The organism is Agrobacterium sp. CCNWLW32 (genome assembly GCF_037083425.1).
GTDB lineage: Bacteria > Pseudomonadota > Alphaproteobacteria > Rhizobiales > Rhizobiaceae > Agrobacterium > Agrobacterium radiobacter.
This window is the reverse complement of the sequence record NZ_JBAOJM010000024.1, coordinates 1-25,290: the sequence shown is the minus strand read 5'-3', so window position 1 is coordinate 25,290 and position 25,290 is coordinate 1. Positions and strand designations below refer to the sequence as shown.

Sequence of the window (25,290 nt, the reverse complement as noted above, 5' to 3'; positions counted from 1 at the left end):
GGTTGATGGCTTCTTTCTCGCCCTTTGACGTCACGCTCTGGTATGCGACGGCCGCTTCCGCGCCGCTGACGAAACCTCTCTCCGGTCGCATCAAAGCCGATATTTGCATCGTCGGTGCCGGGTACTCTGGTCTCACTACCGCGCTCGAACTGGCCAGGGCCGGCGTTGACGTCGTTCTTCTGGAGCGGCAGGAAATCGGTTTTGGAGGTTCCGGCCGCAATGCCGGGCATTGCACTCCGACCTTTACGCATTACAGCCTGCCTGAACTGCGCAAGATGCTTGGCGAACCTTGGGCGGAACGGCTCATCGAACGGCAGACGCGGGCGAATGATCGCGTTTCACAGATGATCCGCGATTACCAGATCGACTGCGAATGGGTGCAGAGGGGTTATGTGATGGGCGCGCCGCATGAAGGTGCGATGGAGGAGCTGAAACGCAAGGTCGAGACCTACAATCAGGTCGGCGCCAGAACCCGGCTTCTCGACCGGGATGAAGTGGCCGCGGTGACCGGGAGCCCGCGTTTCCATGGGGGGTGGCTGCACGAGGAGGCGGGCCATCTCAATCCGCTGGGTTATGCCAGAGGACTTGGCAGGGCAGTCCTCCAGGAAGGCGGGAGGATATTCACCGGCTCGGGCGTAGCAGGGTGCGAGCGCGAGGCAGGTGGCGGCTGGAAAGTAACGACGGAGTACGGCGAGGTCGTTGCATCGAAAGTAATTTTCACCACCGGTGCCTACACTGTGGGCGGGTGGCCGAAGCTCGACCGCACCTTCAAGATTCAGCGCGTCTTCGTTGCCGCATCGCAAATCCTGTCCGCAGACACCCGCCTTTCCGTCCTGCCACAGAACACGACGATCCACGACGGCCGTGGTGACATCTATGTGTATAAATATAATGCCGAAGGCCGGATTGTGGCTTCGATGTTTCCCATGGGGCGCCGTGGGCGGGACATGATCTATACAAAACAGGTCATGAGCGAGCGGCTGAAATGGCTGCATCCCCAGATCACAGAGGATATTCGCTGGGACTATGTCTGGTTTGGCGAACTGGACATGCAATATCGCACCGTTCCACGCTTTTATGATCTCGCACCGGGCGTCGTGGCTTTGACAGGTCTCTCCGGTCGCGGCGTGCCAACAGGCTCGATGCTCGGTTCCATCCTTTCGGAATGGGCGCTCGGCAAGCCGGAAAACGGATTGGCCCTGAAACTGGAGCCGCTGAAATCCGCACCGTTCTACATGAATTTCGCGCCAGCCCTGACCCTAAGATATTACCGCCTGCGCGATAATATCGCGACAAGGCTCGCGGGCAGGGAGCTTCCGCCCCATGCGTGACGCGCCAAGCTTTAATCCGACGAACCCTAAATCAAACCTAGCGAGGAGAATGTTCATGACAATGCCGATTTTCAATATTTCCGACGATGTGGACCTTGTTCCAGCCATGCCGGCCGAAGGACGAGGCAGCGGCTCCTACCGCCGCCAGATATGGCAGGACGACATCGAGAATGGTACGATCGTCGCCGTCTGGAGGGCGGAGCCCGGCATCTACAACTACCCTGGCCGCGAACTTGAAGAAACCTTTGTGGTGGTGGAGGGCGAGGCGATCTATTCGCAGGCGGACGCCGATCCTGTGAAGATTGGTCCGGGCTCGATCGTCAGCATCGCCAAGGGGGTTCCAAGCCGTCTCGAAATCCTGTCGCCGTTTCGCAAGCTGGCAACGGTTATTCCGAAGCCTTAACAATCTGCCGTCTCTTCCAGCAACCTTGCACGCTGCGGTGCCGATGCGTTCTGGTTCGGCAGGGGTGCACGGCGCCGATATCGTGCATCGGTTGCGGGCCGATGACACTCTGGTATTCACCAGCGATCTTTTTGTATCCAAGGCCGCTTTGCTGGCGGCCACAACGGTGGTTTCGGCAAATGAACTGTTGGTCGCGTCGCCGGATGGCGGTTCGATCCAGTTCCTCGACACCACACTGAGCGATTTGCAAAAAAGCGGTTTCGCGGTCGCAGACGGCTTGTTCGTCTAAGCTGTCGCCGATAGCCTTATTATTCCTATTTGCCGTGCCGACAAGGCCAGCGACGCGAGGTTTTCAATATCGACGCGACGCTTTCCCCACCTGCGAAACCTCCTAAGCCCGCGCCTCCAGCACCATGTTGAAAGGCCCCGTAAAGGCCCGCCTGACGTGGGTAAAGCCACCCGAGCGGATGACCTCGGAAAGCTTCGCTTCCCCAGCCTGAGCCCCCAATCCTTCACCCACCTCCTGGTCAAGTGAAGTCGGCACGCAGATCATGGTTGAGGCATTGTAGTAAAGGCGGCCGATAGGGTTCATATTGTCCGCTGGGCGATCGCCCGCGATGGGCTCGACGATCATCCAGGTGCCGTCCTTTTTGAGAATGCGCGACATGTGCCCCGCGCACCCACGCGGATCACCCATATCGTGCAGACAGTCGAAACTGGTGATGAGATCGAAATCCGTATCCTTGATGTCTTTGGCCGTCGCCGCGACGAACTTCACCCGGTCGTCCACTCCATGGCTTCGGGCATGTTTGTTCGCCTCTTCTATGGATGGCTCGTGGAAGTCGTAGCCGATGAAGCTGGCGTTGCGATATGCCTCGGCCATAAGAATTGTCGAGAAGCCAACGCCACAGCCGACATCGGCCACCTTGGCCCCTTTCACCAGTTTGTCCTCCACGCCCTGAAGGGCAGGCAGCCACGATTGCACGATATTGTTCACATATCCCGGCCGAAAGAACGCGCCCGTTGCGCAGAACAGGCAACCCGCAGTGTCTCCCCACCGCACCCCGCCGCCGGTCCGGAAACTGTGCTCAACCTTTGGCTCTCCCTCGATCATCGCGGCCACCAGATCGAAAGCGCCTTCCAGATAGACGGGGCTGTCCTTGTTGACGAAAACCATCGCCTGCTCGAGTGAGAGACTGAACATCTCGGAACCGCTGTCGTAGTCGATGTACCCGTTCGCAGCCTGTGCCAGCGCCCACTCCCTGACATATCGCTCAGAAAGGCCGCCAGAGGCCGCCGCCAGGCCTGCGGACGTTACCGGTCCGACGCGATGCAGCGCATCGAAGAGGCCCAATCTCAAACCGATCCTGACAGTTGGAACGCTGAAGGCTCCTCCGAGGTCGCCCAGCATTTTGCCAATGAAAGAATGTAGTTTTGTTTCGTCGAGCTGTGTCATCGCATTCCCCCCAATAAGCTTCGTTGGCGGGCAAAGGCTGACCGCAAATTGATTGCGTCAGTGAATGCTCGTAGACCATGTAACATAGCCGAATGCCCCGAAATTGTCACGCGAACGACTATCGCCCTTTTCGGTAGTCCGCTCCTGTCCAGGGTCACCCACACGGGCGATGGTCGACGGTTTGGGGACGTCGTAAACTGGCTCGAAGTAATAAGGTTCGCTGGGAGATGGCACTGGGAGTCGACCCCCAGTCACGCCTTCGCAGAAATTGCGCTGAGCTCTTCAAGATCGAGATCATGCTCAAGCTCTCGTAGTGTTTCGTCATCGATCTTCCCTTCGCGTCGCAGACGAATGAGTTCTCTTCTGCCGGCAGCGACAGCTTGGAGAACGACATCGAAGTGGGCATGAAGAAGTGGCGAATATTTCTCGGTGCTTTCGGCATATTTGACGCTTGCCGTCAGTCGATGTTCGTATCTCTTCAGGAGTTGGGGATGGATAAGCTCTCCGTTTTCATCATGGGCAAGCGCTTGAACAGTTGCGAACTGGACCTGCGCCATGGAGGCTTCGGCCTCGCTCATTGTCATCGGTGCACGCTCCGGTTCGATATTGCCGAGCCCCGCCCACGCGATAATCCATCCAAGCGTCGTTCCCTGTATGAGAACGGTTCCCACGATGACCGCGAATGCCATGACCAGAATGAAGTCGCGTCCCGGAAAATCCTCCGGCAGGCTGAGAGCAAGCGCCAGCGTGACGACGCCGCGCATGCCTGCCCAACCCAGCGCTGTTACCCCTCCTGCTCCGAGGGGTGTGGAGCGAGCGAGTTTCAAGCCATGAAATAACCCGATGACGAAATCCGATACGAATATCCACACGAACCGCGCGATGACGAGCGTAACGAGGACCGTCACCGCGGGGAGGGCCATGGAACCAACCAGTGAGCCAAAGCCGCCGCCACGTTCAACGACGTCACGTAGCGACAGTCCTATCAGGATGAAAACCATTGCCTCCATCAGGAAAACAAGGACGTTCCAGAATGACGTGCCGCGCATGCGTGTCGCTGCAGACAGCACCGTGTGCTGATGCCATGATGCAATCAACCCCGCGGTCACCGTGGCGATCACACCGGATGTGTGCATCCTTTCCGCCAAAAGATAGGCGGCCCACGACAGAATAGCCGTCGCGGCGATCATCAGATATTCGTCACCCAGATGCCGGACAAGCTTTACCCATGCGAAGCCGACCACCGCGCCGATTGCGGCGCCACCTGCGGCCAGAAAGATGAATTCACCGAGTGCGTCTGTTGTGCTGAACGTACCGCCAGCCGCAGCCGCTACGGCAAAACGAAAGAGTACGAGTCCACTGGCGTCATTCAGGAGGCTTTCTCCTTCCAGAAGGATATGGAGGCGTCTCGGAATCTTCACCCGTTCGAGCACGGCCCGTGCCGAAACTGCGTCGGGAGGTGAAACGATGGCACCAAGGGCTGCGCAGGCAGCCCACGGCAGGGACGGCATCAGGAAGTGGACAACAACCGCAACGACGATTGTTGTGAACAGCACTGCGCCGATCGCGAGAGATGCAATTCCGAAGACGTGTCGTTTCAGGCGATCCACGGCGATCGACCAGGCTCCGTCGAGCAGCAGTGGCGGTAAAAATATCACCAGAACCAGTTCCGGATTGACGGAGATGGTGGGCAAACCGGGGAAGAATGCCAACGTTCCCCCGCCCACCAAAAGCGCTACGGACGGCGGCAGGCCCATGCGGTGTGCGATGTAGTGCAGCACGATAATGGCGAGAAACATCGCGATCACGAGTTCGAAAAGATGCGTGCCGTCCATATGCGTCCCCAATCCGCGTCGGACAGGTATCAAATGACGAGTTCCGTGAAAATGCAACGGCCTTAATTTCTGTTGGTTCGACGGAGTTTCAGGCAACTGAGCGAAGGTTGGGGGACGCCCAGTGGCGGGAACGGCTACAACGCGAAAGAAAGCCCTGAGATACACAGGGCCTTGTCCTATACAGCTCTGGAGCATTACCACCCTCCAGAGAAAATCCCTTGGAATCCATTGCAAACGCCAGGTTCAATAGGGCTTCGCAATCTCAGGGCTTCAAACGAGTACTAGCTCTTTGGGCGGCGCGGAACCGTTCTGGTTTTTAAGGAGCCCCGCGATCGCAGCCTTGAGACCTACACCACTGACGCGGGTGCTCATCATATCTCGCGTAAGGGCGGTAATAATCTCTGCAGCTTCATGGATCGGCAAGCCGCCATCCCTTATATTGGAGACACAGTTGCGGCTGGAATCCGGGTTTCCAGACCTCGGGCCATAAGTGATATAGGCACCGAGACTGTCGGCAGCTGAAAGTCCCGGACGTTCGCCCACAAGCACGATCGTTAATTTTGCACCTAACGCCTCACCGACGGGATCGCCAACCGCGACGCGCGCTTGGTTAGCGAGGACAATTGACGCGGCCGAAAGGTTGAGAGATGCCAGCCTCGGCACAAGCGCCTCGATCAAAGGCACCGCATTAAGGTCAACTGCGCTGGACGAGAGGCCGTCCGCAACGATGATTGCGACATCATAACCCTCGATCGTCCTTTTATGTTTCAGCAGTGCCGCAGATTCTTCCGAAAGCTGCCGTCCGAGATCAGGCCGCCGCACATAGATGTTGCGGTCACGTGCCATGCTCTCAACATTGACAACAGAAAGGCCAAGGCGAGCGAGCCTATCCGCCAGCGAGGACCGGTCGATGCTTGTCCAGACTGCTTCACGCGCCCGCGCGTGGTCGAGAAGAAAGGCGAGCTGCGCGCGCGTCGGAAGGCCCGCGCCATGGCGGCCGAGCGAAACACGCGCATCGGTCATGTCCTTGAGGCCCAGAGTTTTATCGCTGGCTGCTGGTTTGAGCATTTTTACCATATCAGGCTCCCATCAGTTCGCTGTTTCGGACATAATTGGACAGCGCAATAGGCTCACCAACCAGCGCCCCGTGGCGATCAGTCAGTCCAATCTCAAACAGCCATTTCTCGAATTCCGGTGCGGGTGGCCGCTTCAGAGTCTCGCGGCAATAGACGGCATCGTGATGGGAAAGAGACTGGTAGTTCAGCATGATGTCGTCAGCGCCGGGAACTGTGATGACGAAGTTGACGTTGGCCGCGCAAAGCAGGGTAAGCAGCGTATCCATATCCTCCTGATCAGCGTCGGCGTGATTTGTATAGCAAACGTCCACACCCATCGGCAGGCCGAGGAGCTTTCCGCAGAAATGGTCTTCAATGCCGGCTCGGATGATCTGCTTGCCGTTGAAGAGATACTCCGGTCCGATGAAGCCGACGACCGTGTTGACGAGCAGCGGGTCGAACTCGCGGGCAACCGCATAGGCGCGCGTCTCCATCGTCTGCTGGTCGACGCCGAAATGGGCGTCGGCGGAAAGAGCCGCTCCCTGACCTGTTTCAAAATACATGACGTTTGCTTCGGGTGGGCTGCGTTTGAGCGATCGTGCCGCTTCATGCGCTTCCTTAAGGAGCGCCAGATCGATGCCAAAACCGCGATTGGCCTTTTCTGAACCGGCCACAGACTGGAAGACAAGGTCGACAGGCGCGGATCTTTCCATTGCCTGCATCGCTGTTGTGACATGTCCAAGGCAGCAGGTCTGAGTGGGGATAGCCAGTTTTTCCCGCAATTCGTCAAGCAGCGAGACGATGCGAATGTAATCATCCGTTGCATCGGTTGCGGGATTGACACCAATCACGGCATCGCCGGACCCCATGAGGAGACCGTCGATCGCAGAGGCGATGATGCCGCGGCTGTCATCTGTTGGATGATTTGGCTGATTCCGTGTGGAAAGTCGGCCGGCGAGCCCCAAGGTGTTTCGGAAACGCGTCACGACACGGCGCTTGGCCGAAACTGCGATCATATCCTGTAGCCGCATGATTTTCGACACCGCGGCGACCATTTCCGGCGTCAGGCCCCACGTCACCGCCTCAAGCTGATCCTGCGTCGTCTCGGGTCTCAGCAGCCACTCGCGGAATTCGCCTACGGTGAGCGAGGAGACCGGCGCAAACGCCGCCGCATCATGCCGTTCAGCAATCAGCCGTGACACCTCGTCCTCATCGGACGAAATCAGTTCTTCGCCCAGGAATGCCTTGAGCGGCAGATCGGCCAGCGCCATTTGTGCAGCAAGCCTCTCGACCGGACCTTCGGCGGCGATTCCTGCCAGTTGGTCACCGGAGCGCTCTGGCGTTGCCTTCGCCATGAGAACTTTCAGGTTATCAAAACGGAATACAGTTTTCTCGATCGTCGTAGTGTAGGGCATGGAATGGATTACCGGTTGAGGAGTGTCAGGGCTTTGTCGTGGAGCTTTGTGTTAGCCGACGCCAAAACCCGTCCATCCGAATGAAATGACAGCGCGTTGCCCTGCCAGTCGGTGATTGAGCCGCCGGCGCCCGTCACGATCGGCACGAGCGCCATGTAGTCATAGGGCTGCAGACCCGTTTCGAGCGCGATCTCACAATGCCCAGATGCAAGAAGGCCATAAATGTAGCAATCACCTCCGAAGCGTCTCAGCTTCGTTGCTCTGGAAAGGCGCTCGAAGCAATCAGTCTCGGCACCTTCGAACATGTCGGGTGAGGTCGTATAGAAGCGGGCGTCAGAAAGGCTTTCATTGCTGCTGGTTCGTGCGGGCGTTCCAGCAAATACCGTTTTTCCCGGCCGCCCCAGCCACCGCTCGCCGGTTGCGGGAATATCGATTACGCCACAGTATGGTTTTCCCTGATAGGCTAGTGAAATGAGCGTGCCAAACAGAGGAAAGCCGGTGATAAAGCTCTTTGTGCCGTCGATCGGGTCTAGCACCCATGTAAAGTCGTCGCCTTGCTTGACGCCAAACTCCTCGCCATAAATACCGTGTTCTGGAAAACGCGCCTCGATCATCGCGCGAAGATGTTTCTCAATTGCGCGGTCGGCGATCGTGACCGGGCTGTCATCGAGTTTTGAGATCACGTCCAATGGAGTCCTGAAATAGGAAAGCGCCAGCGGGCGTGCGGCGTCGGCGAGCGCTTCGGCAAAGGCGATGTAAGGCGCGGTATCTTGCAGGTGGATATCGTTGTTGGTCATCAGAGCGCTTTCAGGAAAAGAGGCCAGCGGGGATCATGGATGATCGAGCGGGCGCGCATGTGTTTCCATATCCCGTATTTGTAGAAGTCGAAATCAAGTGTCGAAATCCTGTTCTGCACCATCGCCCAGGTGCTCCACTTGATGTCGGCCAGCGCCTTATGCACGATGAAGCGGGCGTGACATGCCTTGTTGTAAAAGCCGAAATACTCCTCGATGATTTCGCAGTCGACGTCCTCGGAATAGAACATTTCGCCGCTCCAGATCGCCAGATCGTAGAGGCGTTCATTGTTCGAGGCATATTCGAAATCGATGAGCTTGATCGACTTGTCGTCGCCGATCAGGAAGTTTCCCGGCATTGGATCGTTGAAGCACGGAACGAGATCAAGCCCGGAAGCCTCAAGTGCTGCACGCGCCTGCTTATAGGACCGGAACAGCCAGTCATGGTCGAGCGGCCAGTGGCCGCCAAGTACCCGCACCTGATCAAAATGCTCTTCGATCATGTCGAAGACGGTTTTTGTCAGTGGCAGGGCAGGGGCGTCGTGAAACTGCCGGTACACACGCACCGCCTCGTTTCTGATCGCCGGATCTGCAAAATCCTTATGGGTCGACGCGCGGCGGCCGTCGATAAACTCCGCGATCTCTATATCGAGGTGATCGAGGTAATCGAACGTCTTCGGCCCGACGCCGATCGCCTCGGCCTGCTTGCTCGCCGCCGCCGCCGCCTTTCGGTCGATGAACATCTCCGTGCCGCGGCCGGGAATTTTCAGGAAATATCCGAGGTCATCACCTTCGACCTCGATGCGAAAATTGGTGTTGCTGATGCCTCCGGAGACCGGACGGTAGCGCAGTCGCCTGCCTTTCCAGGGTTTCACCTGGATGATCGCGGCTTCCAGCGCCCGTTCGGCATCGGATCGTGCCATTCCCAATTCGTTCATAGGCTTGTTCCCATTATCGTTTTTTAGCCCGTGGTTATTATCGCTGCGCTTAAAGCGCGCGGAGTTTGCTTTCGAAGTCCGGCTGGCCAAGCAGCATTCGGCAACGCAGAAAACGCCAGCCCGCATATTTCAGGAATTCGACACCCCTTGGTGGTGACCGAAGCTCCAGCACGAGGCTGCGCAAGGCCCAATAGAGATCGTCCGCCGCGGCATAGACACGGCAGCGACTGAACGCCTTTTCGGTGAACGCGCCATCATGCATCTCGAGCAGCGGCTTCATCTGGCTTTCGAACTGGTAAAGTTCGTTCATCTGCACGCCGAGCTGATAATAGGGGTCGATATCAGCGGCCATGTCGAAATCGACGAGTTGCAAAGACTCGTTGGGGCCAAGCATGACATTCGAAGCCTGCGGATCACCGTGGGCCGGTTTCACATCGAAGCCTGCGGCCGCAACGGCCTCGCGGATTGGCCTCATCCAGGACAGCATCCACTCAGCATCGCCGGGCAGATCGGCATCGCCAGCGGAGACGATCGACCATAGCTCGTCGATCCCGTCGAAAACCGACCATCTGTGACCGACGGGAACACCGGCTGCGATTGTCTTCTGCATCTCAATCAGTCTGGCAGCCCTTGCCGGCTGCATAAGGTCATCGATCTTGGCCGTCCGCCAGCCGTCTGCAAGTCGGCAAAACAGCGTCGCACGGGTCCTGCTATCGTAGACGATAGGCTCCGGTGAGAAGCCGAGCTTGTGAAAACGGGTTCCGGCAGCAAAAGCCACCTCATCATCGACGAGGTCGGCGACTTCATCAGCACCAAGGCGCAGGAAATAGCGCGCTTCCCCTTCTGCGCTTGCCACTGAAAAGCCGCTCGACTCGACGGCGTGGTATGACGGTGATGCGACCCCTGCAGTTGACAGAGCGTAGGCTGGTCTGGCTCCGACCACGGCAGAAAATGCAAGAAGCGCATTTTCCGCGCGTTCTTCCAACGGGTTTTGCGGTGAGCCCACTATCTTCATTCGGCAGCCTCGACGAGTTCTGCGGCCTGCAGGCCTTCGCAGGCGATCCTGTAGAGCATGTCGGCAAGAATCTGCGTGCCAATGGCCTGGTCTTCCGGGGAGGTATATTCGGTTGGATGATGAATGACGCCATCACGGCTGTGCACTGCAAGCACCACTGCCGGGCAAACCGCTGACATCGCAACTGAGTCATGGCCGCCGATCGTATCGAGGTGGCGAGCGCTCAACCCAAGATTCGCTGCCGCACTTTCAGCCAGAGCAATCAGCCCCGGCGCGAAGTTCCCGGCCTTGCGGCGGTCGATTGCGCGCACTTCGGAGGTTACTCCGGCCTTCAGCGCGGCCTCGTCGATCTTGATTTTCATCTTGCGCTCAGCTTCCGCCAGAACCTCCGGCGAGCCTGAACGCAATTCAATGAACAGCACTGCTTCGGCTGGCACCACGTTGGGTGAATTGGGAAAGACTTCCAGTCGGCCGACCGAGGTGTGCAAGTCGAGGCCATGCTCGGTCGAGATTTGTTTAAGGTCGGCGATCAGATAGGCCGCGGCGAGCAACGCATCCTTCCGGTCTGCCATCGGAGTGGCGCCCGTGTGGGCCTGACGGCCCAGGAAGGCCAAGCGATATTTTATAGCGCCCCAGAAGCGTGTGAATATACCGAACCGCTCGCCGGCGTTACTGAGAGAGGTGTCTCCCTCGATATGCAGTTCAATCAGGGCGTCGGGGATCTCGACCTTGTCTCTTCCCGCATAACCGATCTCTTCCAGCGATTGGCGCACCGTGACGCCGTCGCCGTCAGCCCTGTCAAGCGCCCATTCAAGTTCCGCTGCCCCGGCAAAGACACTGCTGCCCAGAAGGCTCGGCTGGAAACGTGCGCCTTCTTCATTGGTCCAGTTGACGATCTGAAAGTTGCAGGCGGAAATTCGGCCCTCAGCCTTGAGGCGCTCGGTCACCGCGAGAACGGCTTCACAGCCCGCGATGACGCCAAGCGCGCCGTCGAAGCGCCCGCCGTTCGGTTGACTGTCAATGTGAGATCCGACCATGATCACCGGAGCGTTGGCGCCAGCCAGCGTCATCTTGCCGAACTGGTTGCCAATTGCGTCGATGGACTGCGTGAAACCGTTGTCGGCAAACCATCGGCCCAGCCAGTCGCGTGCCATGCCGTCTTCTCTGGAAAGCGTAAGGCGGGTCATCGATCCATCAGGACCACCGCCGAAGGTGGACACGGCCTCCATCAGCGACTGAAGACGCTGGGGATTGATCGGGGCAGGAGAGGAGAGAACGTCAGGCATGTATGATTTCCACATTTGATTGATTGAATTGTTCCGAGAATTCCCGGGCCATCACGCCACTGGTTACGACGGCATCGATTCCGTTGAGGCCAAAGGTGTGAATGGAGCCAAGACGGCCAAATTTCGAGCTGTCGGCAACGACCACCGAGCGCTTGGCCTGCGCCTTGGCTACGCGGCGCAAAACGGCCTCGTCTTCGCCGAAGTCCATGAAGCCTCGATCAGAATGGATGGCGCTGATGGCGATGATGGCCAGGTCGAAGAAGTGCTCTTTCAGAGCTGCCACGGTTTCATGTCCGTAAGTCGCCTGGTATTCGGGCCGCATCCGCCCCCCGAGCACGCGAACACTTGCCTGCGGCAGGTGGAAGAAATGGGCAGCGACGGCGAGAGAATTGCTGACGACGGTGATATCCTTGCGGTTCTCGAGATGTTTCAGGCAGGCAAGGGTGGTCGTACCGGTGTCGATGAACACCTTCATCCCGTCCTCGACCAAGGCCGCCGCTGCCTCCCCGATCCTTGCCTTTTCCCGAGATGCGACGCGCAGACGCTCGGTAAAGGGCTGGTCGCTTTCCTGCTGGTCGAGAACTGCTCCGCCATAGACCCGGCGGGCATAACCGCGTGATTCAAGCTCCTTCAGGTCACGCCGGATTGATTCCTGGCTGACCTGCAGATGATCGGCGAGTTCCTTCACGTTGACGCGCTGGGTCTGTTTCAGCGTGTCGAGGATAAGCTTGAGGCGATGTTCCGTGAAACTCATGAAAATGTACCTTGAATGCTAGCGACTGCCGGGATCCCCTTGCTGGGACCGCGACCACGTTCAGGCCGAAGCCATTTGAGGTGTCTGCGTATCACCGCCAGCGACTGACTGAACAAGATGGCAGGCGGCGAAATCCTGGCTGCCTCGCACAGTCAGAACAGGCTGAAGGCTGCCACATTTCTCCATCGCACGCGGACAGCGCGACTTGAAGCTGCAACCGGTGGGAATATTGATCGGGCTTGGCGGCTCGCCTTCGAGAAGGCAATCTTCCGGCTGGTAACGGCGTTCCTCAAGCGTCGGCATCGCGCTTAGAAGCGCCATGGTATAGGGATGGCCAGGATCGAAGAACAACCGCTCATTGTCGGCCAGTTCGAAGACCTCGCCGAGGTACATCACAGCGACACGGTTGCAAACCTTGCGGACCATCGCGAGGTCGTGGGAGATGAAGATGTAGGTGAGGTCGTATTCTTTCTGCAGTTTCTGGAAAAGATCGAGCAGCTTGAATTGTTCCGTCTGGTCGAGCGCAGACAACGTCTCGTCCATAATGAGAATTTCCGGCTCCAGAACGAGCGCCCGCGCGACATTGATCCGCTGGCGCTGGCCGGCGCTCAGCCCTATCGGCAGCTCTTCATAGAGATCGGAGGACAGGCCGACTTCGCCCATCACCTTGAGTACGCGTTCGCGAATCTTGGCGCCGTCTCTCCATCCATGAGTGCGAAGCGGGCCTTCCAGCATCCTGCCCACAGATGTGCGTGGCGGAAGCGAGCCGAACGGATCCTGCAGAACCATCTGCAGCTTCTTGCGGAAGGAAAGAAGGTCCTTTCCGCTAAGGGTTGCGATATCATTGTCACCGCACAGGACCTGGCCGGAACTTGGCAATTCCAACCGGCTGAGAAGCCGCATCAGTGTGGATTTGCCGCAGCCGGACTCACCGACAATTGCAAAGCTATCGCCACGGCGCACATCGAAGGTGACATTTCTGACGGCCCGCACGTGATTGAAACCGCCAAAGCCGGTTTTCTTTCTAACCTTGTAGATTTGCGATGCGTCGCGCAAACTCAAGACTGTTTCGCGCTTGTCGTTCAGGCGCGGGATTTCGCTTTTCTCGATCCAGATCTTCGGCGTCTGCTGGACAAGGTCCTTCGTGTAGGCGTGGGCAGGCGACGCAATCAGCCGCTCGGTCTCCTGCTCCTCGATGATGCGGCCTTCCTCCATCACCAGCATCCTGTCACAGGCTTCCCGGGCAACCGGCAGGGAAGAGGAGACGAACAAGACGGCCGTGTCGAAGCTCGAAGTCAGTTCCTTCATCAGACGGATGACTTGAGCGGCAACGGTGACGTCGAGCGGTTGAGTCACATTGTCGGCGATGAGAAGCGCAGGATTGGTAACCAGAGCATCGACGATCAGGGCGCGCTGCATCATGCCACCGGAGAATTGCGAGGGGTAATCGCTGAAACGGCTGCGGGCAGATGGAATGCGGACCGCCTCAAGCAACTCGATTGTTCTCTTTTCCGCTTCCTGCCGGGAGGTGCCTGGCACGACGGCACGCAGCTTCTCCACGATTTGAGAACCAACTGGCAAGGTTGGATCGAGGGCGCCCATCGGGTTGGAGCCAACATAGGCGACACGCCGGCGCAGGACGCGCATCTCGCTCTCAGTGATGCCGTAAATATCCTTTCCTTCGAAGAGCACGCTTCCGGATTGCAGGGCGAGCGGCGCTTCCAGCCAGTTGACGACGGCTTTTGACAAGACCGTTTTACCAGCACCGCTGGCACCAACGACGCCAACGATCTCGCGCGGCGCAATGCTGAAAGAAATATCATCAAGGATGATCTTCGCCTCGACCCCACGTCGAGCGGTAACAGTGACATTCGTGAGTTGGAGAAGCGGCTGGTTCATCACTCTGACCCTCCGTGAATGGTGTTTCGGGCGCGCTCCAGCGACGCACCGATAAGATTGATGCTGGTCAATGTCAGGCCAAGGAACACGCCGGGCATGGTGGCGATCCACCAGGCATTGAGAAGATACTTCCGGCCATCCGCGATGATATTGCCGAAGGTCGGGGTCGGCGGCTGGACGCCCAGGCCGAGGAATCCGAGGGTCGATTCAAAAATCATCATTCGGGCCACATCGAGCACGGAGGTGAAGATCACCGGCGGGAGCAGCAGCGGCAGAAGCAAGCCGATGATTATGCGAGCATCGGTCGAGCCACCCAGCCTTGCTGCGCGCACGTATTCCCGTTGTCTCTCCGTCATCACGATACTGCGCATGATGCGCGCGTAGACCGGCCAGCTCGACAGGCCGAGGACAAGAACGATAGCGGGAATTGTCGGGCGTGAGACACCAAGGACGGCGATCGCCAGAATGATCATCGGTATTGAAAGCTGCGCGTCTGTAAGACGCATGATCAGCATGTCTATGCGGCCGCCGAAATATCCGGCGATGGTTCCGAGGGCGCAACCAATGATGAGCGTCACGGCAACAGAGGCGATGCCGATCAGGAAAGAATAGCGCAGGCCGACAAGCGAGCGAACCAGCATGTCGCGGCCGATCTGGTCAGTGCCGAGCGGATGGACCCAGCTCCAGTTGTCTCCGATGAAAAGCGGTGGCAGGAGGCGCGCCTTCACATCCATCTTGGTGGGGTCGATACCGCTGATTTCAGGATAAAGAGCGGCTGCGATCGCAAGCAGGAGGAAGATTGCAAGGCCGATGCGAAAACCGGGCGTTGAGGCGGCGCGGTCAAAGATGCGCCGTGCAATCGAGCGGCCTGCGGCCTTCGATATGAGCGGGGTGTTGAGTGCCGATGTGATGGACATCAATATTCAAGCCTCGGATCGATGGTGGTTGCGACGAGATCGACAATGATGTTGATCAGGACAAAAATTGCACTGGTGACGATGGCAATGCCCTGGATCAGGGGGAAGTCGCGCTGCAGCACGGCGTTGATGGTGAGAAGACCCAGTCCTGGATAATCAAAGATGTATTCGACGATAATGACGCCGCCGAGAAGGCCCGAGAACTGCACGCCGAGCAGATTGAGCAACGGTACCGAGGCATTGCGCAGCGCGTGGTTGGAAATGATCCGAGCCTGGCTCAGGCCACGCACGCGTCCGACCGAAACATAGGGCTCCATCATCTGCCCCGACACGGAACTGACCAGCGTGCGGATCAGGACCGGCGACAATTCGACCGCCAGTACGATGGCAGGCAGTATCGTATAGGCAAAGCCCTGATAGCCGATCGCTGGCAACCAGCCGAGCTTGACTGAGAAGAGCAGTGCCAGAACGATGCCGAGCCAGAAATTCGGCAGTGAGATGAAGACCGAGGAAATGTAGAATGCCAGCTTGTCGGGCCATCTGCCGATCGACAGTCCACCGGCAATGCCGACGATCGCCGAAAAGATCAGCGCGATCACCAGTGTAACGGCAGCAAGCTGGAGCGTCATTGGCAGGGCGTCGAAAATCAGGTCGAAGACCTTTGCGCGCTCGCCGCGGGTCGTGTCGTTGAATGTGGCTCCACCTGTCGACGCGCCGTTCGCCGGGCGCACGAAGGATTGACCGAGATCGCCGCGAACGACGCCGCTCATATACCGGCCGAATTGCACGGGGATGGGATCGCGCAGGCCCATATCAGTCGCGATCTTCTCAATCAGCGCCTCGGGCGCCATGCCGCCCGCCATGAGGCGCACCGGATCTCCCGGCACCACCCGCAACAGGGTGAAGATCAGCAGGGAGACGAGGAATATGATGATGACGCCTTGGAAAAGGCGCCGCACCAGGAAGTTCACGGCAAACATTCAGCCACTCCGCTCGGAAACTCACGTGAAAGTCTGCACGCCCCCTCAGGAAAGGTGGCGTGCACATGAATGCCGTCAGGCAGCTGGTTTGGCGGCGTCGATCGATCCGTCCGGATAGATGTACATGCCTTCAAAGTCCTTCTGCATGGCGTGGATCATTACCGAGGTGAACAAGGAAAGCGCCGGCATTTTTGAGGCTATGAGCGGCATGGTTTCCTCCTGAAGGATTTTCTTGCGTTCCTCCAAAGTTGGTGCCGAACGCTCCTTGTCGAGACTGGCATCGATATCCTTATCCTCGATGCCGCAGATGCGGTGAGAAGTGGAGTGGAAATGGGTGCGCAGCACGAGGTCCGGTTCCGGAGAGGCCGTCGACCAGCCGCAATCGACCATGTGCCCCGGGCCGCCGCCGGGCCGATGATAAAGCTGCTCGTTCCAGGCTGCGGGCTCAAGGACGGTTAGGCTGACGTTGAAGCCCTGCTCCTGCAACATGGCCGTGATCATCTCGCCATATTCCTTGGTCTTCGGGTAAAAACCGACAGAGGTAATGTATTCGAGCGGCGGTAGCCCTTTGCCGTTCGGGAAACCGGCTTCGGCGAGCAGGGCCTGTGCCTTTTCCGGGTCGAATTTCGGGTAGTCGGGCAGGTCGACATAGCCGAACTTGACCGGCGATACGAAGTTGGATGAGGCGTGGCCCGCCGAACCCATCAGCTCCATGATCATGTCCCGATCGATCGAATGGCAGGCGGCCAGACGGATACGCGGATCGTCAAAAGGTGCTTTCGAGCAGCGGAACCACAGATACTTGTTTTCGACCGAAACGACCTTGTTGATGAATATTGCCGGATTGTCCTTGATCGAATCCACCTGTTCGGGCTCAAGCCGTTCGACAATCGAAGCCTGACCATTCATCAACGACAGCATCCGGGTGGTAGAGTCGCCGGTGAAGGTGAAATTGATACCGGGAATGGCGGGTTTGCCTTTGAAATACCCGTCATACGCCGCCATCACGGTGTCGTTGCCGCGCTGTTCTACAAACTTGAACGGGCCGGTGCCGTTGAGCCGCTGCGAGAGCGGACCACCGGGGCCGCCGGCGATATCCTTGGCCGACATGATCGGCAGGAAGGATGCGAGGAAGATGAAAAGGTGGGCCGGATAACCGCCCTTCGATGTATCGACGATGACGGTGAAATCATCGGGTGTTTCGATGCTCAGGGTTTCGGTGGGGCCGGGATACCACTGTGCCGGACGATCTGCCCGTGAGCCGTATTCAAAGGTTGCCTTGACGTCTTCCGCCTTGAAGGGTTTGCCGTCATGAAAGACGATGCCGTCGCGCAGTTTGATCTGCAGGCGGTGGGGATCAAGCAGCTTGATGTCGGTTGCCAGCTCGTAGACGACCGCACCCGGGTCGTCGAGCTTCATCGGCGTGCGGGTCAGGAAACCCATCACGAAGCCTTCGATGTTCTTCTGCGACAGCGTGGTGTGAGCGGTGGGGTCCCAGTTGCCGGTGATGTTTTCGGCCGACAGGAAGGTCATTGTCTTGCCGGCCTGTGCAAAAGCCGACGAAATGAAGAAATCAGGATTAATCTGCATATAGCCGGCGACAGCGGCGGCGCCAACAGAGCCTTGAAGGAAGCGGCGGCGACTGAATTCTGAACCCATTGAGTTCCCCTTTTCTATTTTGAGCAAACCGTCAAATCAGTCAAAACGGTCAAATCAGTCATAAGCAAAAGGCGTGCCAATTCGATTTTTCCGTCAAAACCCAGCTTGTGGTCAGTGTGATTTGTGGGATTTGACCATTTATTGGTCGATTGAGAAAGAATTAGTCGACAGGCGCGACCGCTGAAAGCGCTAGCGTGGCTGTTCCCCTTTAGAGACACTGATCCTTGCTGCCCGTTGCCAGACGGCGCGCGGGACAAAGATCACCGGCGCCTGCAGGCGGGGGTGCTTCTGGAGCTTGGGTGAAGACTTCGTTTTTATACAGGCCCTATTCAAAGCGAACAGGCAGTTTTCGGGGCAATGCCGAGCAGCACGTCTTGCTGCATGCAGATTTTTGTGCGGGTTACGGTGGCGTTTAGCGGTGTTACCAAGCATCCTCGTAGATGCCGGCAACATCCGATAGCGACATCTCGCGCGGATTGTTGACCAGCAGGCGGGTCTGCTCCATTGCGTTTTCAGCCAGCAGAGGAATTCCCTCCTTTGGAATTCCGACATCCCTCAGCCGTACAGGAAGATTAAGGCGCGCGGGCAGCATCGCGAGTCCTTCGATGAATCCGGATAGACGCTCCATCTGGTCGGCAGATTGGAGATGCGCAAAAAGGTACGGCGCCAGTTCCGCATAAGAATCGCCGCACGCTGGTGCATTGAAGCGCAACACGTGCGGCAGTACCAGGCTGTTGGAAAGGCCGTGGGGAACGTGGTAGCGGCCGCCGATCGGATAGGCGAGAGCATGTACGGCCGCGACGGGCGAATTGGCAAAGGCCTGCCCGGCCAACATTGACCCTAGCAACATCGACTGTCTGGCGGCGAGATCGGCTCCGTTCTCAACCGCAATTGTGATGTTTGCCCCGAGAAGACGGAGGGCTTCCTTTGCAAGAACGCGGGAAACCACATTGTTGTTTGCACTGGCGGACGTAAACGCTTCTATGGCGTGGACCATCGCGTCAATCCCCGTCGCTGCGGTCACAGCCGGCGGAAGACCGATCGTCAGGTTCGCGTCCAGAACAGCGGCGTCCGGCAGCAGGACCGGTGATACAACCCCCTGTTTTTGATCTGCGCCGGTGGTAACGATGGAAATGGGCGTGACTTCTGATCCGGTCCCCGCTGTTGTCGGCACAAGCACCAGCGGCAGACGGCCACCCGTCACCTTGCCAACGCCGTAAATATCCTCAAGTGCTTCGCCACTTCTGGCGAGAAGGGCGACGAGCTTGGCGACATCGAGTGATGAGCCGCCGCCGATGCCCAGCACACCTGTAACGCCAAATTCGATCGCCTGCGCCAGGGCGGCGTGAATGATGGCTTCCGGTGGGTCGGCGATAACGCCGGCGAAGATTGACGTTTCAGCGCCGGTTTCCGCAAGGTGGGCGAGGGCCGGCTGAGCGAGCCCCGCCTTCACGACCCCGTCGTCCGAAACCACCAGAACCCGCGACCCGAGCAGGGCGCGAAGCTCCGAAATCCGTGCGATGGAGCCCGGTCCCGCGATGATCTGCGGGACGGTTGTGAAGGTGAATGAGGACATCGGGCCGCCTTTCACTGGTGCCATTTGACCAGAGGCTGATAATGATGCGGCTGACGCATGACGACAAGGTCCTTTCGCCTGACGATGTTTGTCGGATAGGGCGTGTCGAGATTGGTGGTATCGACGACAGCAGCGGCGATCCCCTGCTCATCGAGAATGGGCGATTCCTGACGGGGAAAGGCAAAGGAATCCGGCCCAAAGACTGCGCTCTTGCCCAGATATCCCCTTTCTGTGTCCAGCACATTGGCAAAGGCGAAATAGACGTTGTTTTCGCCACCGCGCACCCGTAGCGCATGCCAATGAAAAGGATCTGCCCCTTTGGGGATCGGATAGTTGTGCGGGATCTTGGTGCCCGCATGGCTGCCGGTGAATATTCCGGCGATTGCAGAAGGGCAGGCGACCAGATCGCAGCCCATCAGCGAAAGCGAGCGGATAGCTTCCGGATAAAGCGCGTCATGCCCGATCGCGAGACCCACCCGTCCGATGGCGAGATCGTAGATTTTCCAATCGTCGCCCGCCGTTGCCCAACTATCGGCGACGCCCAGATGCGTCTTGCGATAGCTTCCCACCAATCCCTCGGGACCCGCAAGGACCGCGCTGTTGTAGACCTTGTCTCCGTCCGCTTCGGCAAACCCTGCGACGAGATAGAAACCGAGCTTCATTGCCAGGCGCACGAAGGCGGAGACCGTCGGGCCCGAAAGCGGTTCCGCCCGGGAACCGGGAGCCTCAAGCCCGGTCAGCGACAGTTCCGGGAAAACCAGAATATCTGGCGCTGTGGTCGCCTTTGCCTCGGTGGCCAACGCGGTGATCTGGGCAATATTATCCGCTATCACCGGGGACGGGGCGAACTGGGCAACGGCTGCGCGCGATTTGCGCCCCGGCGGAATGGGCTGATAACCGTAGAGGCGGAAGTAGTCACCCGGATTCCAGGTGAAACTGTTGGTCATCATGTTCATGTAAAGCTCGGGCCGGCGCGACTCGAATACCGGTTCGCTCAGGACTTCGCGACGGCGCGCGCGGGCAAGATCGATCTGGCTATAGGCAATTCCGTCGCCTGTATCGATCGCTGCTGCAACTGTCCCATCAGGCTCGATCACGCAGCTTCCTCCGGAGAACTGCACGGTTCTCTCCAGTCCCCACCTGTTGCTTTCGATGACATAGCAGGCGTTTTCGAAAGCGCGGTTGATCCAGTAGGGGGCGGGCGCGCGCTCCTGCAGCCAGTTGGAAATGTGGCAGATGACGTCGGCGCCGCCCAGGGCCTCCAGCCGCGCCGTTTCGAAGAAGTGCAGATCCATGCAGACCAGCATCGAAATTCGGCCGATTTCCGTTTCAAACACCTCATGTACGATATCGCCATTCGCAGCCCACTTTGGCTCAGCGATATACGGATGCGACTTGCGGTGCCGGCCAACGACGCCGTCCGGACCGATCAGAACGGCTGTGTTGTAATAGAGGTCGCTCGCCGGATCGACTTCCGGCATGCCGACGACGATATAGCAGCGGTGCTTGCGGGCAATCGCATGGAAAATATCGGTGGTTGGCCCGGGGACGGTCTCGACGAAAGGTTTCACCTCAGCCCTGTCGAACCAGCAATAGCCGGTCGTTCCCATTTCGGGCGTGACGATCAGGCGCGCCCCCGCCTGCGCGGCCTCCTCGCAAAGGGCCGTCAGCCTGCTGATATTGCGCGCCTTTTCGAACATGGTCGGTTCGAACTGGATAGTAGCGGCGGTGTAGCTCTGTGTGGATGTCATGATTGTTCCCATTGTCTCTGTGAAAGGTCGGCCTTTTTCAGACGGCCATATGGCGGTGAACGAGTGCGTCGGAGAGCATGTCGATGGCGCCTGTCGCAACCACGGCGCCTTTTTCGAGCATGGCGAAGTGGTGGGACGCCTGGCGCGCAAATGCGACGTTTTGCTCGACGAGGATGATCGTCATGCCGATCTCCCGGTTGAGCCGGATAATGATCTTTTCAATCTCCTCGACGATGGAGGGCTGGATACCTTCGTTGGGTTCATCGAGAAGCAGTACTTTCGGGTCGGCGGCCAGCGCGCGTGCGATGGCAAGCTGCTGTTGCTGCCCGCCCGAAAGCACGCCGCCGGGCCGGTCCAGATTGGCCATCAGATAGGGGAAAAGTTCCGGCACCAGCGCTGGAATTTCGCGTTTGCCATCCGCACGTGCAAAGGCGCCCATGAGGATGTTTTCGCGGATGGTAAAATCGGGGATAATCTCCCTGCCCTGGGGGACGTAGGCGATACCGGCCCGCGCCCTCCTGTGCGTCGGGGATGCGCCGATGTCCTTGCCCTGAAGATGCATCTCGCCCGTCATGCGATCGGTCAGCGCCATCAATGTTTTCAAGAGGGTGGTCTTGCCGGTACCGTTGCGACCGAGAATACTTGTGACCTTGCCGGTTGGAACATCGAGGGTGACGCCGTGCAAAATGTGGCTGCGTCCGTAATAGCTGTGCACGTCTTTCAGGGTCAGCATCAGGATATTCCTTTCGAACCGAGATAGGCTTCACGGACTTTGGGATTGTGTTCGATATCGCCGACGCTGCCTTCCGCCAGAACCTCGCCCAGATGAAGGACGGTGATGCGCTCGGCGATTTCACGCACGAAACCCATGTCGTGCTCAACGACGAGGATGGTGTGGCGGCCTTTGAGATTTTTGATGATGTTAGCTGTCTTGCGGGTTTCCGCCTGGGTCATGCCAGCCGTCGGCTCGTCCAGCAGGATGACCTTGGGGTCCTGCACGATGAGCATGCCCAGTTCCAACCATTGCGTCTGGCCATGGCTGAGATAGGCGGCGGTCAAGTCCGCCTCGGCTTCCAGGCCGGTCAGCGCGAGCGCCTCATCGACGCGGTTTGCTTCCGCACGCGAAAACCCGAACCGGAGATTGGCGAACACCGATGGATTGCGGCAATTGGCCACTTCCAGATTCTGTCGCACGGTGAGATCACGGAAAATGCTGGGGATCTGGAATTTTCGGCCGATCCCGGCGCGGGCGATCCTGTGTTCGGGCCAGTTGGTGATGTCGGTATCGTAAACGAAGACCTTGCCCTGCGTGCTACGGGTCTTGCCGCTGATAAGATCCATCAGGGTCGTCTTGCCGGCGCCGTTCGCGCCGAGCAACACCCGCAACTCACCATCATGGACGGTGATGCTGACATTGTTGACGGCTCTGAAGCCGCCGAAATCGACGCCGAGACCGTCGATGGTCAATGCGATTGCACTCATATCACAATGCCTCGCTTTGTTGCTGTAACGATGGAGACGACGCTGATGGCTTAAGGCGGCGGACGAGCTGCCGCAGAAGATCATGCGCGACGCCGCCGAGGCCACGCGGCATGAACAGGACGACGAGGACGAAGATGAGGCCGATGATCGCTTTCCACGCCTCCACCAGCGCTTCGGTTTCACTCACCTCGGCCTCGATCATGTTGATCAGGATCGCGCCGATGCAGGCGCCGAGCAGGGAGGAGCGCCCGCCGACGGCAGCCCAGACGACCATGGTCACCGAGAAAGACAGGTCCATGAAGGTGGGCGAGGCAAACTCCGCGACGACCACGTAAAGCATGCCGGCAACACCTGCGATCCCAGCCGAAATGGCAAAAAAGAACATCTGGTAGAGCGAGACGTCGAAGCCGAGATAACGGGCGCGGACCTGATCGTCGCGGATCGCCTGCAGGATCATGCCCGCGCGGGTCTCCACCACCAGACGCGCTCCGATGAGCGTCAGCGACAGGCATATGGCACACAGATAATAGGTCGCTCGGCTGTAAGGGTCGAATTCAATCCCGCCGATCGTCAGCCAGCCGAGGTCCGTCAGGCCGTTGAAGCCATTTGTCACCGGTTGCGCATCGACCATGACGAGACGCACGAGCAGAACGAGTGCCAGCGTGATGATCGACACGAAGACACCGGAGATGCGTTTGCGGAAAACCAGCATGCCGAGTGCGCCGGCGATCATCACGGGAAGCACGATGCCGAGCACGAGGCCCACCGTCTGACTTTGAAACGGAAGCCAGAGGAAAGAGCCCTTGTTGATGCAGCATAGTTCCGTCGGTGCGCCGGGTTCGGCGTTCCATAGCATGAAATCGGGAACAGGCCTTTCGGAGCCCTGCTGCAGACTGGTCGCGCTGGACAGCTTCAGCGACATGGCGAGCATGTAGGCGCCGAGACCGAAGAACAGCCCCTGGCCGAGATTGAGAATGCCCGCATATCCCCATGTCAGCGCGATGGCGACGCCGAGCATGCCATAGACAAGATACTTGGAGATACGGTTCAGCCAGAATTCGTCGCCGAAAACGGGTGCTGCAAAGATCAGCGCGATGAAGACGACATAGGCGGCGATCTGCAATTTTCGTTCGATGCTCATGTTAGCGCCCCTTGAACGAGAACAGCCCGCTGGGCTTGACGAGAATGACAATGATGACGACCCCGAAAACCACCGCGCGCGCCAGAATGTCGTTCGTGCCGATGGCCACCAGTGCATTGATCTCGCCGAGAAGCCCTGAAGACAGGGCGGTGCCGAACAGGCTGCCGACACCGCCTGTCACCACGACCATGAAGCCGTCGACCACCATCGTTGTGCCCATGTCGGGGAAAACAGTCTTGAAGCCGGACATCATATCCTCACAGCCTCAGACCTTGGCTAGGCAACTGCGCCTGATCCCCTTTCGCCGGGATTACCCATGCGGCAATCCTCGAGCATGGCGAAATTATGGAACGACACGCGGGCTGACGTCCGCGCTTGCGCCATCAAGAGCCAATGCCTCATCGATCTCGGCTGATGATACCTGCAGGAACTGGCGTCGGGTCACCGCGATGGAAATTGCGGGAATCTCAAGGTGGGTTGCCACCCGGCGATATGCCGTGAAGCTCAAGCCTTCTATCAATTCCTCGTCTACGACCAGGCGATATGTGCCCGCTCCCAGGGGTTCCGTAAGGGCTTCCAGACGGAACGGATGCATGAATGTGATTTCGGTCTCTGTGGTTCTTTCGATCATTTCGAACACCGCTTTCCGTTGCGTTGAACCGGCGCATTTGCAGCCAGCTATTCGCAACTATGCTCCGAAGAGGATGTAGACGATCAGCGCAACGCTTGCCGCAGACAAGACGTAGCCAGCCACAGTTGCGAGATTATGTTTCGTCGGTTGGTGAAATATGGAAGACATGGCGTCCTCCTTTGTCGGGGCCAGGGTATTCAACCCTTAAACAGCAGCGCCCGTAATATGGCTGCTGGAACAATCATAATGGACCTGTTCCGCTCGTTTAGCAATGAAGCAATTCGGTAGTTTGGGAGTGCTGATCAAAGGCCTCCGGTCTCTTTGGCGATAACCATGGCCGTGTTCTCCTCAACGCCATTTGCCGTGGATTGCGCCATTGATATCCAACGCGAGTTCCATCGCTATAACAGCGATAAAGGCGAGCCCATCCACATCCGCATCGGGCTGGATTGTGGTGAGCCAATCGAAGACAGCAATGATTTCTTCGGCACGACCGTGCAATTGGCCGCAAGGCTTTGCGCTGCCGCCGAGAGCGATCAGATCCTGATATCGGACAAGACCCCTGCAGGAATATGGCAGCGCCGATGTCCTCGTGCATGGGGATCGTTACAGGCTGAAAGGCTTTGCCGAGCCGGTCCTCGCCTATCGTTGCGAGTGGCTGCACTAATAACGGTTGCTCGCATCGAATGCGATCACGACGAACCCGCCTGCCGGTAACGGCAAGCGTGGAAACCCGTGTGCTGGCGTCAGGCAACGCCAGCACAATTGCGCTTGATCAGACGCCTTGCCTCCAGATGATGTGAGGCGGGAAGGCAGCGATCAATCGGGGCGCTGCAGCAAGGCCAGAGCGACCGTGGATGCAGCCAGGATCGCGGTCAGCGCCAGCGGAGCAGTGGCACCGTAGGAATCCACGATATAGCCGCCGAAAACCGCACCGATACTGATGGCCACCTGAAAGGAAACGACCATCAG

At 58.4% G+C, this 25,290-nt stretch carries 22 protein-coding genes and 3 pseudogenes; 4 read left to right on the top strand and 21 right to left on the bottom strand.

Annotated elements, in window-relative coordinates:
* The first annotated feature begins 5 nt into the window (after positions 1-5).
* Genes V6R85_RS25550 through V6R85_RS25540 form a run of 3 tightly spaced genes read left to right on the top strand, consistent with a single transcriptional unit; the run spans position 6 to position 2,023 of the window.
* Entirely contained in the window at positions 6-1,331 is a 1,326-nt protein-coding gene (locus V6R85_RS25550; RefSeq protein ID WP_003509630.1) for an NAD(P)/FAD-dependent oxidoreductase, read from the top strand.
* Positions 1,332-1,386: 55 nt separating this feature from the next.
* The gene (locus tag V6R85_RS25545; RefSeq protein ID WP_003509631.1) at positions 1,387-1,734 is read left to right on the top strand and encodes a cupin domain-containing protein; all 348 of its coding nucleotides are present in this window, start codon (positions 1,387-1,389) and stop codon (positions 1,732-1,734) included.
* Between the two features lie 43 nt (positions 1,735-1,777).
* The gene (locus V6R85_RS25540) at positions 1,778-2,023 is read left to right on the top strand and encodes a hypothetical protein (protein WP_003509633.1); all 246 of its coding nucleotides are present in this window, start codon (positions 1,778-1,780) and stop codon (positions 2,021-2,023) included.
* Positions 2,024-2,125: 102 nt separating this feature from the next.
* Here V6R85_RS25540 and V6R85_RS25535 read toward each other — a convergent pair whose 3' ends face one another.
* From V6R85_RS25535 to V6R85_RS25440, 20 genes and pseudogenes are all read right to left on the bottom strand, one after another.
* Positions 2,126-3,190, bottom strand: coding sequence for a class I SAM-dependent methyltransferase (locus V6R85_RS25535; RefSeq protein ID WP_112958733.1), 1,065 nt, complete (start codon positions 3,188-3,190; stop codon positions 2,126-2,128).
* A gap of 251 nt (positions 3,191-3,441) precedes the next feature.
* Positions 3,442-5,025, bottom strand: a complete 1,584-nt coding sequence (locus V6R85_RS25530) for a Na+/H+ antiporter (protein ID WP_112958732.1) — start codon at positions 5,023-5,025, stop codon at positions 3,442-3,444.
* Between the two features lie 270 nt (positions 5,026-5,295).
* Positions 5,296-6,102: an ethanolamine ammonia-lyase subunit EutC gene (gene eutC / locus V6R85_RS25525; protein ID WP_080868580.1), complete on the bottom strand. Its 807-nt coding sequence runs from the start codon at positions 6,100-6,102 to the stop codon at positions 5,296-5,298.
* Between the two features lies 1 nt (position 6,103).
* A complete protein-coding gene (locus V6R85_RS25520) occupies positions 6,104-7,495 on the bottom strand; it encodes an ethanolamine ammonia-lyase subunit EutB (protein ID WP_111785482.1) in 1,392 nt (463 codons plus the stop codon).
* A gap of 8 nt (positions 7,496-7,503) precedes the next feature.
* Complete coding sequence (gene hisN / locus V6R85_RS25515) at positions 7,504-8,292, bottom strand: histidinol-phosphatase (RefSeq protein ID WP_112488802.1); 789 nt, start codon at positions 8,290-8,292, stop codon at positions 7,504-7,506.
* Positions 8,292-9,227 (bottom strand): choline/ethanolamine kinase family protein, encoded by a 936-nt coding sequence (locus tag V6R85_RS25510; protein WP_003509644.1) that lies wholly within the window; start codon positions 9,225-9,227, stop codon positions 8,292-8,294. Before V6R85_RS25510 ends, hisN begins: the two co-directional genes overlap by 1 nt.
* Before the next feature lie 49 nt (positions 9,228-9,276).
* A complete protein-coding gene (locus tag V6R85_RS25505; RefSeq protein WP_174055176.1) occupies positions 9,277-10,242 on the bottom strand; it encodes a phosphotransferase family protein in 966 nt (321 codons plus the stop codon).
* Positions 10,239-11,528 (bottom strand): Zn-dependent hydrolase, encoded by a 1,290-nt coding sequence (locus V6R85_RS25500; protein WP_003509646.1) that lies wholly within the window; start codon positions 11,526-11,528, stop codon positions 10,239-10,241. The genes V6R85_RS25505 and V6R85_RS25500 overlap by 4 nt, the downstream gene beginning before the upstream one ends.
* Positions 11,521-12,282, bottom strand: coding sequence for a DeoR/GlpR family DNA-binding transcription regulator (locus V6R85_RS25495; RefSeq protein ID WP_003509648.1), 762 nt, complete (start codon positions 12,280-12,282; stop codon positions 11,521-11,523). Before V6R85_RS25495 ends, V6R85_RS25500 begins: the two co-directional genes overlap by 8 nt.
* A gap of 60 nt (positions 12,283-12,342) precedes the next feature.
* On the bottom strand, positions 12,343-14,181 hold the full coding sequence (locus V6R85_RS25490) for an ABC transporter ATP-binding protein (RefSeq protein WP_003509649.1): 1,839 nt from the start codon (positions 14,179-14,181) through the stop codon (positions 12,343-12,345).
* On the bottom strand, positions 14,181-15,098 hold the full coding sequence (locus V6R85_RS25485; protein ID WP_112958730.1) for an ABC transporter permease: 918 nt from the start codon (positions 15,096-15,098) through the stop codon (positions 14,181-14,183). Before V6R85_RS25485 ends, V6R85_RS25490 begins: the two co-directional genes overlap by 1 nt.
* Complete coding sequence (locus V6R85_RS25480) at positions 15,098-16,078, bottom strand: ABC transporter permease (protein ID WP_060723840.1); 981 nt, start codon at positions 16,076-16,078, stop codon at positions 15,098-15,100. Before V6R85_RS25480 ends, V6R85_RS25485 begins: the two co-directional genes overlap by 1 nt.
* A gap of 75 nt (positions 16,079-16,153) precedes the next feature.
* Entirely contained in the window at positions 16,154-17,737 is a 1,584-nt protein-coding gene (locus V6R85_RS25475; RefSeq protein ID WP_112958729.1) for an ABC transporter substrate-binding protein, read from the bottom strand.
* A gap of 421 nt (positions 17,738-18,158) precedes the next feature.
* Positions 18,159-19,313: an iron-containing alcohol dehydrogenase gene (locus V6R85_RS25470; RefSeq protein ID WP_060723842.1), complete on the bottom strand. Its 1,155-nt coding sequence runs from the start codon at positions 19,311-19,313 to the stop codon at positions 18,159-18,161.
* A gap of 11 nt (positions 19,314-19,324) precedes the next feature.
* On the bottom strand, positions 19,325-21,076 hold the full coding sequence (locus V6R85_RS25465) for a nitrilase-related carbon-nitrogen hydrolase (RefSeq protein WP_162724184.1): 1,752 nt from the start codon (positions 21,074-21,076) through the stop codon (positions 19,325-19,327).
* Between the two features lie 25 nt (positions 21,077-21,101).
* Positions 21,102-21,797, bottom strand: coding sequence for an urea ABC transporter ATP-binding subunit UrtE (gene urtE, locus V6R85_RS25460; RefSeq protein ID WP_111785478.1), 696 nt, complete (start codon positions 21,795-21,797; stop codon positions 21,102-21,104).
* Positions 21,797-22,546, bottom strand: a complete 750-nt coding sequence (gene urtD / locus V6R85_RS25455) for an urea ABC transporter ATP-binding protein UrtD (protein ID WP_112958728.1) — start codon at positions 22,544-22,546, stop codon at positions 21,797-21,799. The genes urtE and urtD overlap by 1 nt, the downstream gene beginning before the upstream one ends.
* A gap of 1 nt (position 22,547) precedes the next feature.
* Positions 22,548-23,687 (bottom strand): urea ABC transporter permease subunit UrtC, encoded by a 1,140-nt coding sequence (urtC, locus tag V6R85_RS25450; RefSeq protein WP_129566753.1) that lies wholly within the window; start codon positions 23,685-23,687, stop codon positions 22,548-22,550.
* 1 nt (position 23,688) lies between these two features.
* Positions 23,689-23,940 (bottom strand): annotated as a pseudogene (locus V6R85_RS25445) (urea ABC transporter permease subunit UrtB); the annotation flags it as partial.
* A gap of 90 nt (positions 23,941-24,030) precedes the next feature.
* Positions 24,031-24,318: a hypothetical protein gene (locus V6R85_RS25440; RefSeq protein ID WP_003509678.1), complete on the bottom strand. Its 288-nt coding sequence runs from the start codon at positions 24,316-24,318 to the stop codon at positions 24,031-24,033.
* 333 nt (positions 24,319-24,651) lie between these two features.
* On the opposite strand from V6R85_RS25440, the pseudogene V6R85_RS25435 reads away from it, so the two are divergent.
* Positions 24,652-24,985: pseudogene (locus V6R85_RS25435) on the top strand (adenylate/guanylate cyclase domain-containing protein); the annotation flags it as partial.
* A gap of 152 nt (positions 24,986-25,137) precedes the next feature.
* Here V6R85_RS25435 and V6R85_RS25430 read toward each other — a convergent pair.
* Positions 25,138-25,290, bottom strand: a pseudogene (locus tag V6R85_RS25430) (MFS transporter); the annotation flags it as partial.

What these genes read in the sequence shown, in the direction of transcription:
- V6R85_RS25550 (WP_003509630.1), top strand. Translation starts at nt 6, where the DNA reads ATGGCTTCTTTCTCGCCCTTTGACGTCACGCTCTGGTATGCGACGGCC.
- V6R85_RS25545 (WP_003509631.1), top strand. Translation starts at nt 1,387, where the DNA reads ATGACAATGCCGATTTTCAATATTTCCGACGATGTGGACCTTGTTCCA.
- V6R85_RS25540 (WP_003509633.1), top strand. Translation starts at nt 1,778, where the DNA reads ATGCGTTCTGGTTCGGCAGGGGTGCACGGCGCCGATATCGTGCATCGG.
- V6R85_RS25535 (WP_112958733.1), bottom strand. Translation starts at nt 3,190, where the DNA reads ATGACACAGCTCGACGAAACAAAACTACATTCTTTCATTGGCAAAATG.
- V6R85_RS25530 (WP_112958732.1), bottom strand. Translation starts at nt 5,025, where the DNA reads ATGGACGGCACGCATCTTTTCGAACTCGTGATCGCGATGTTTCTCGCC.
- eutC (WP_080868580.1), bottom strand. Translation starts at nt 6,102, where the DNA reads ATGGTAAAAATGCTCAAACCAGCAGCCAGCGATAAAACTCTGGGCCTC.
- V6R85_RS25520 (WP_111785482.1), bottom strand. Translation starts at nt 7,495, where the DNA reads ATGCCCTACACTACGACGATCGAGAAAACTGTATTCCGTTTTGATAAC.
- hisN (WP_112488802.1), bottom strand. Translation starts at nt 8,292, where the DNA reads ATGACCAACAACGATATCCACCTGCAAGATACCGCGCCTTACATCGCC.
- V6R85_RS25510 (WP_003509644.1), bottom strand. Translation starts at nt 9,227, where the DNA reads ATGAACGAATTGGGAATGGCACGATCCGATGCCGAACGGGCGCTGGAA.
- V6R85_RS25505 (WP_174055176.1), bottom strand. Translation starts at nt 10,242, where the DNA reads ATGAAGATAGTGGGCTCACCGCAAAACCCGTTGGAAGAACGCGCGGAA.
- V6R85_RS25500 (WP_003509646.1), bottom strand. Translation starts at nt 11,528, where the DNA reads ATGCCTGACGTTCTCTCCTCTCCTGCCCCGATCAATCCCCAGCGTCTT.
- V6R85_RS25495 (WP_003509648.1), bottom strand. Translation starts at nt 12,282, where the DNA reads ATGAGTTTCACGGAACATCGCCTCAAGCTTATCCTCGACACGCTGAAA.
- V6R85_RS25490 (WP_003509649.1), bottom strand. Translation starts at nt 14,181, where the DNA reads ATGAACCAGCCGCTTCTCCAACTCACGAATGTCACTGTTACCGCTCGA.
- V6R85_RS25485 (WP_112958730.1), bottom strand. Translation starts at nt 15,098, where the DNA reads ATGTCCATCACATCGGCACTCAACACCCCGCTCATATCGAAGGCCGCA.
- V6R85_RS25480 (WP_060723840.1), bottom strand. Translation starts at nt 16,078, where the DNA reads ATGTTTGCCGTGAACTTCCTGGTGCGGCGCCTTTTCCAAGGCGTCATC.
- V6R85_RS25475 (WP_112958729.1), bottom strand. Translation starts at nt 17,737, where the DNA reads ATGGGTTCAGAATTCAGTCGCCGCCGCTTCCTTCAAGGCTCTGTTGGC.
- V6R85_RS25470 (WP_060723842.1), bottom strand. Translation starts at nt 19,313, where the DNA reads ATGTCCTCATTCACCTTCACAACCGTCCCGCAGATCATCGCGGGACCG.
- V6R85_RS25465 (WP_162724184.1), bottom strand. Translation starts at nt 21,076, where the DNA reads ATGGGAACAATCATGACATCCACACAGAGCTACACCGCCGCTACTATC.
- urtE (WP_111785478.1), bottom strand. Translation starts at nt 21,797, where the DNA reads ATGCTGACCCTGAAAGACGTGCACAGCTATTACGGACGCAGCCACATT.
- urtD (WP_112958728.1), bottom strand. Translation starts at nt 22,546, where the DNA reads ATGAGTGCAATCGCATTGACCATCGACGGTCTCGGCGTCGATTTCGGC.
- urtC (WP_129566753.1), bottom strand. Translation starts at nt 23,687, where the DNA reads ATGAGCATCGAACGAAAATTGCAGATCGCCGCCTATGTCGTCTTCATC.
- V6R85_RS25440 (WP_003509678.1), bottom strand. Translation starts at nt 24,318, where the DNA reads ATGATCGAAAGAACCACAGAGACCGAAATCACATTCATGCATCCGTTC.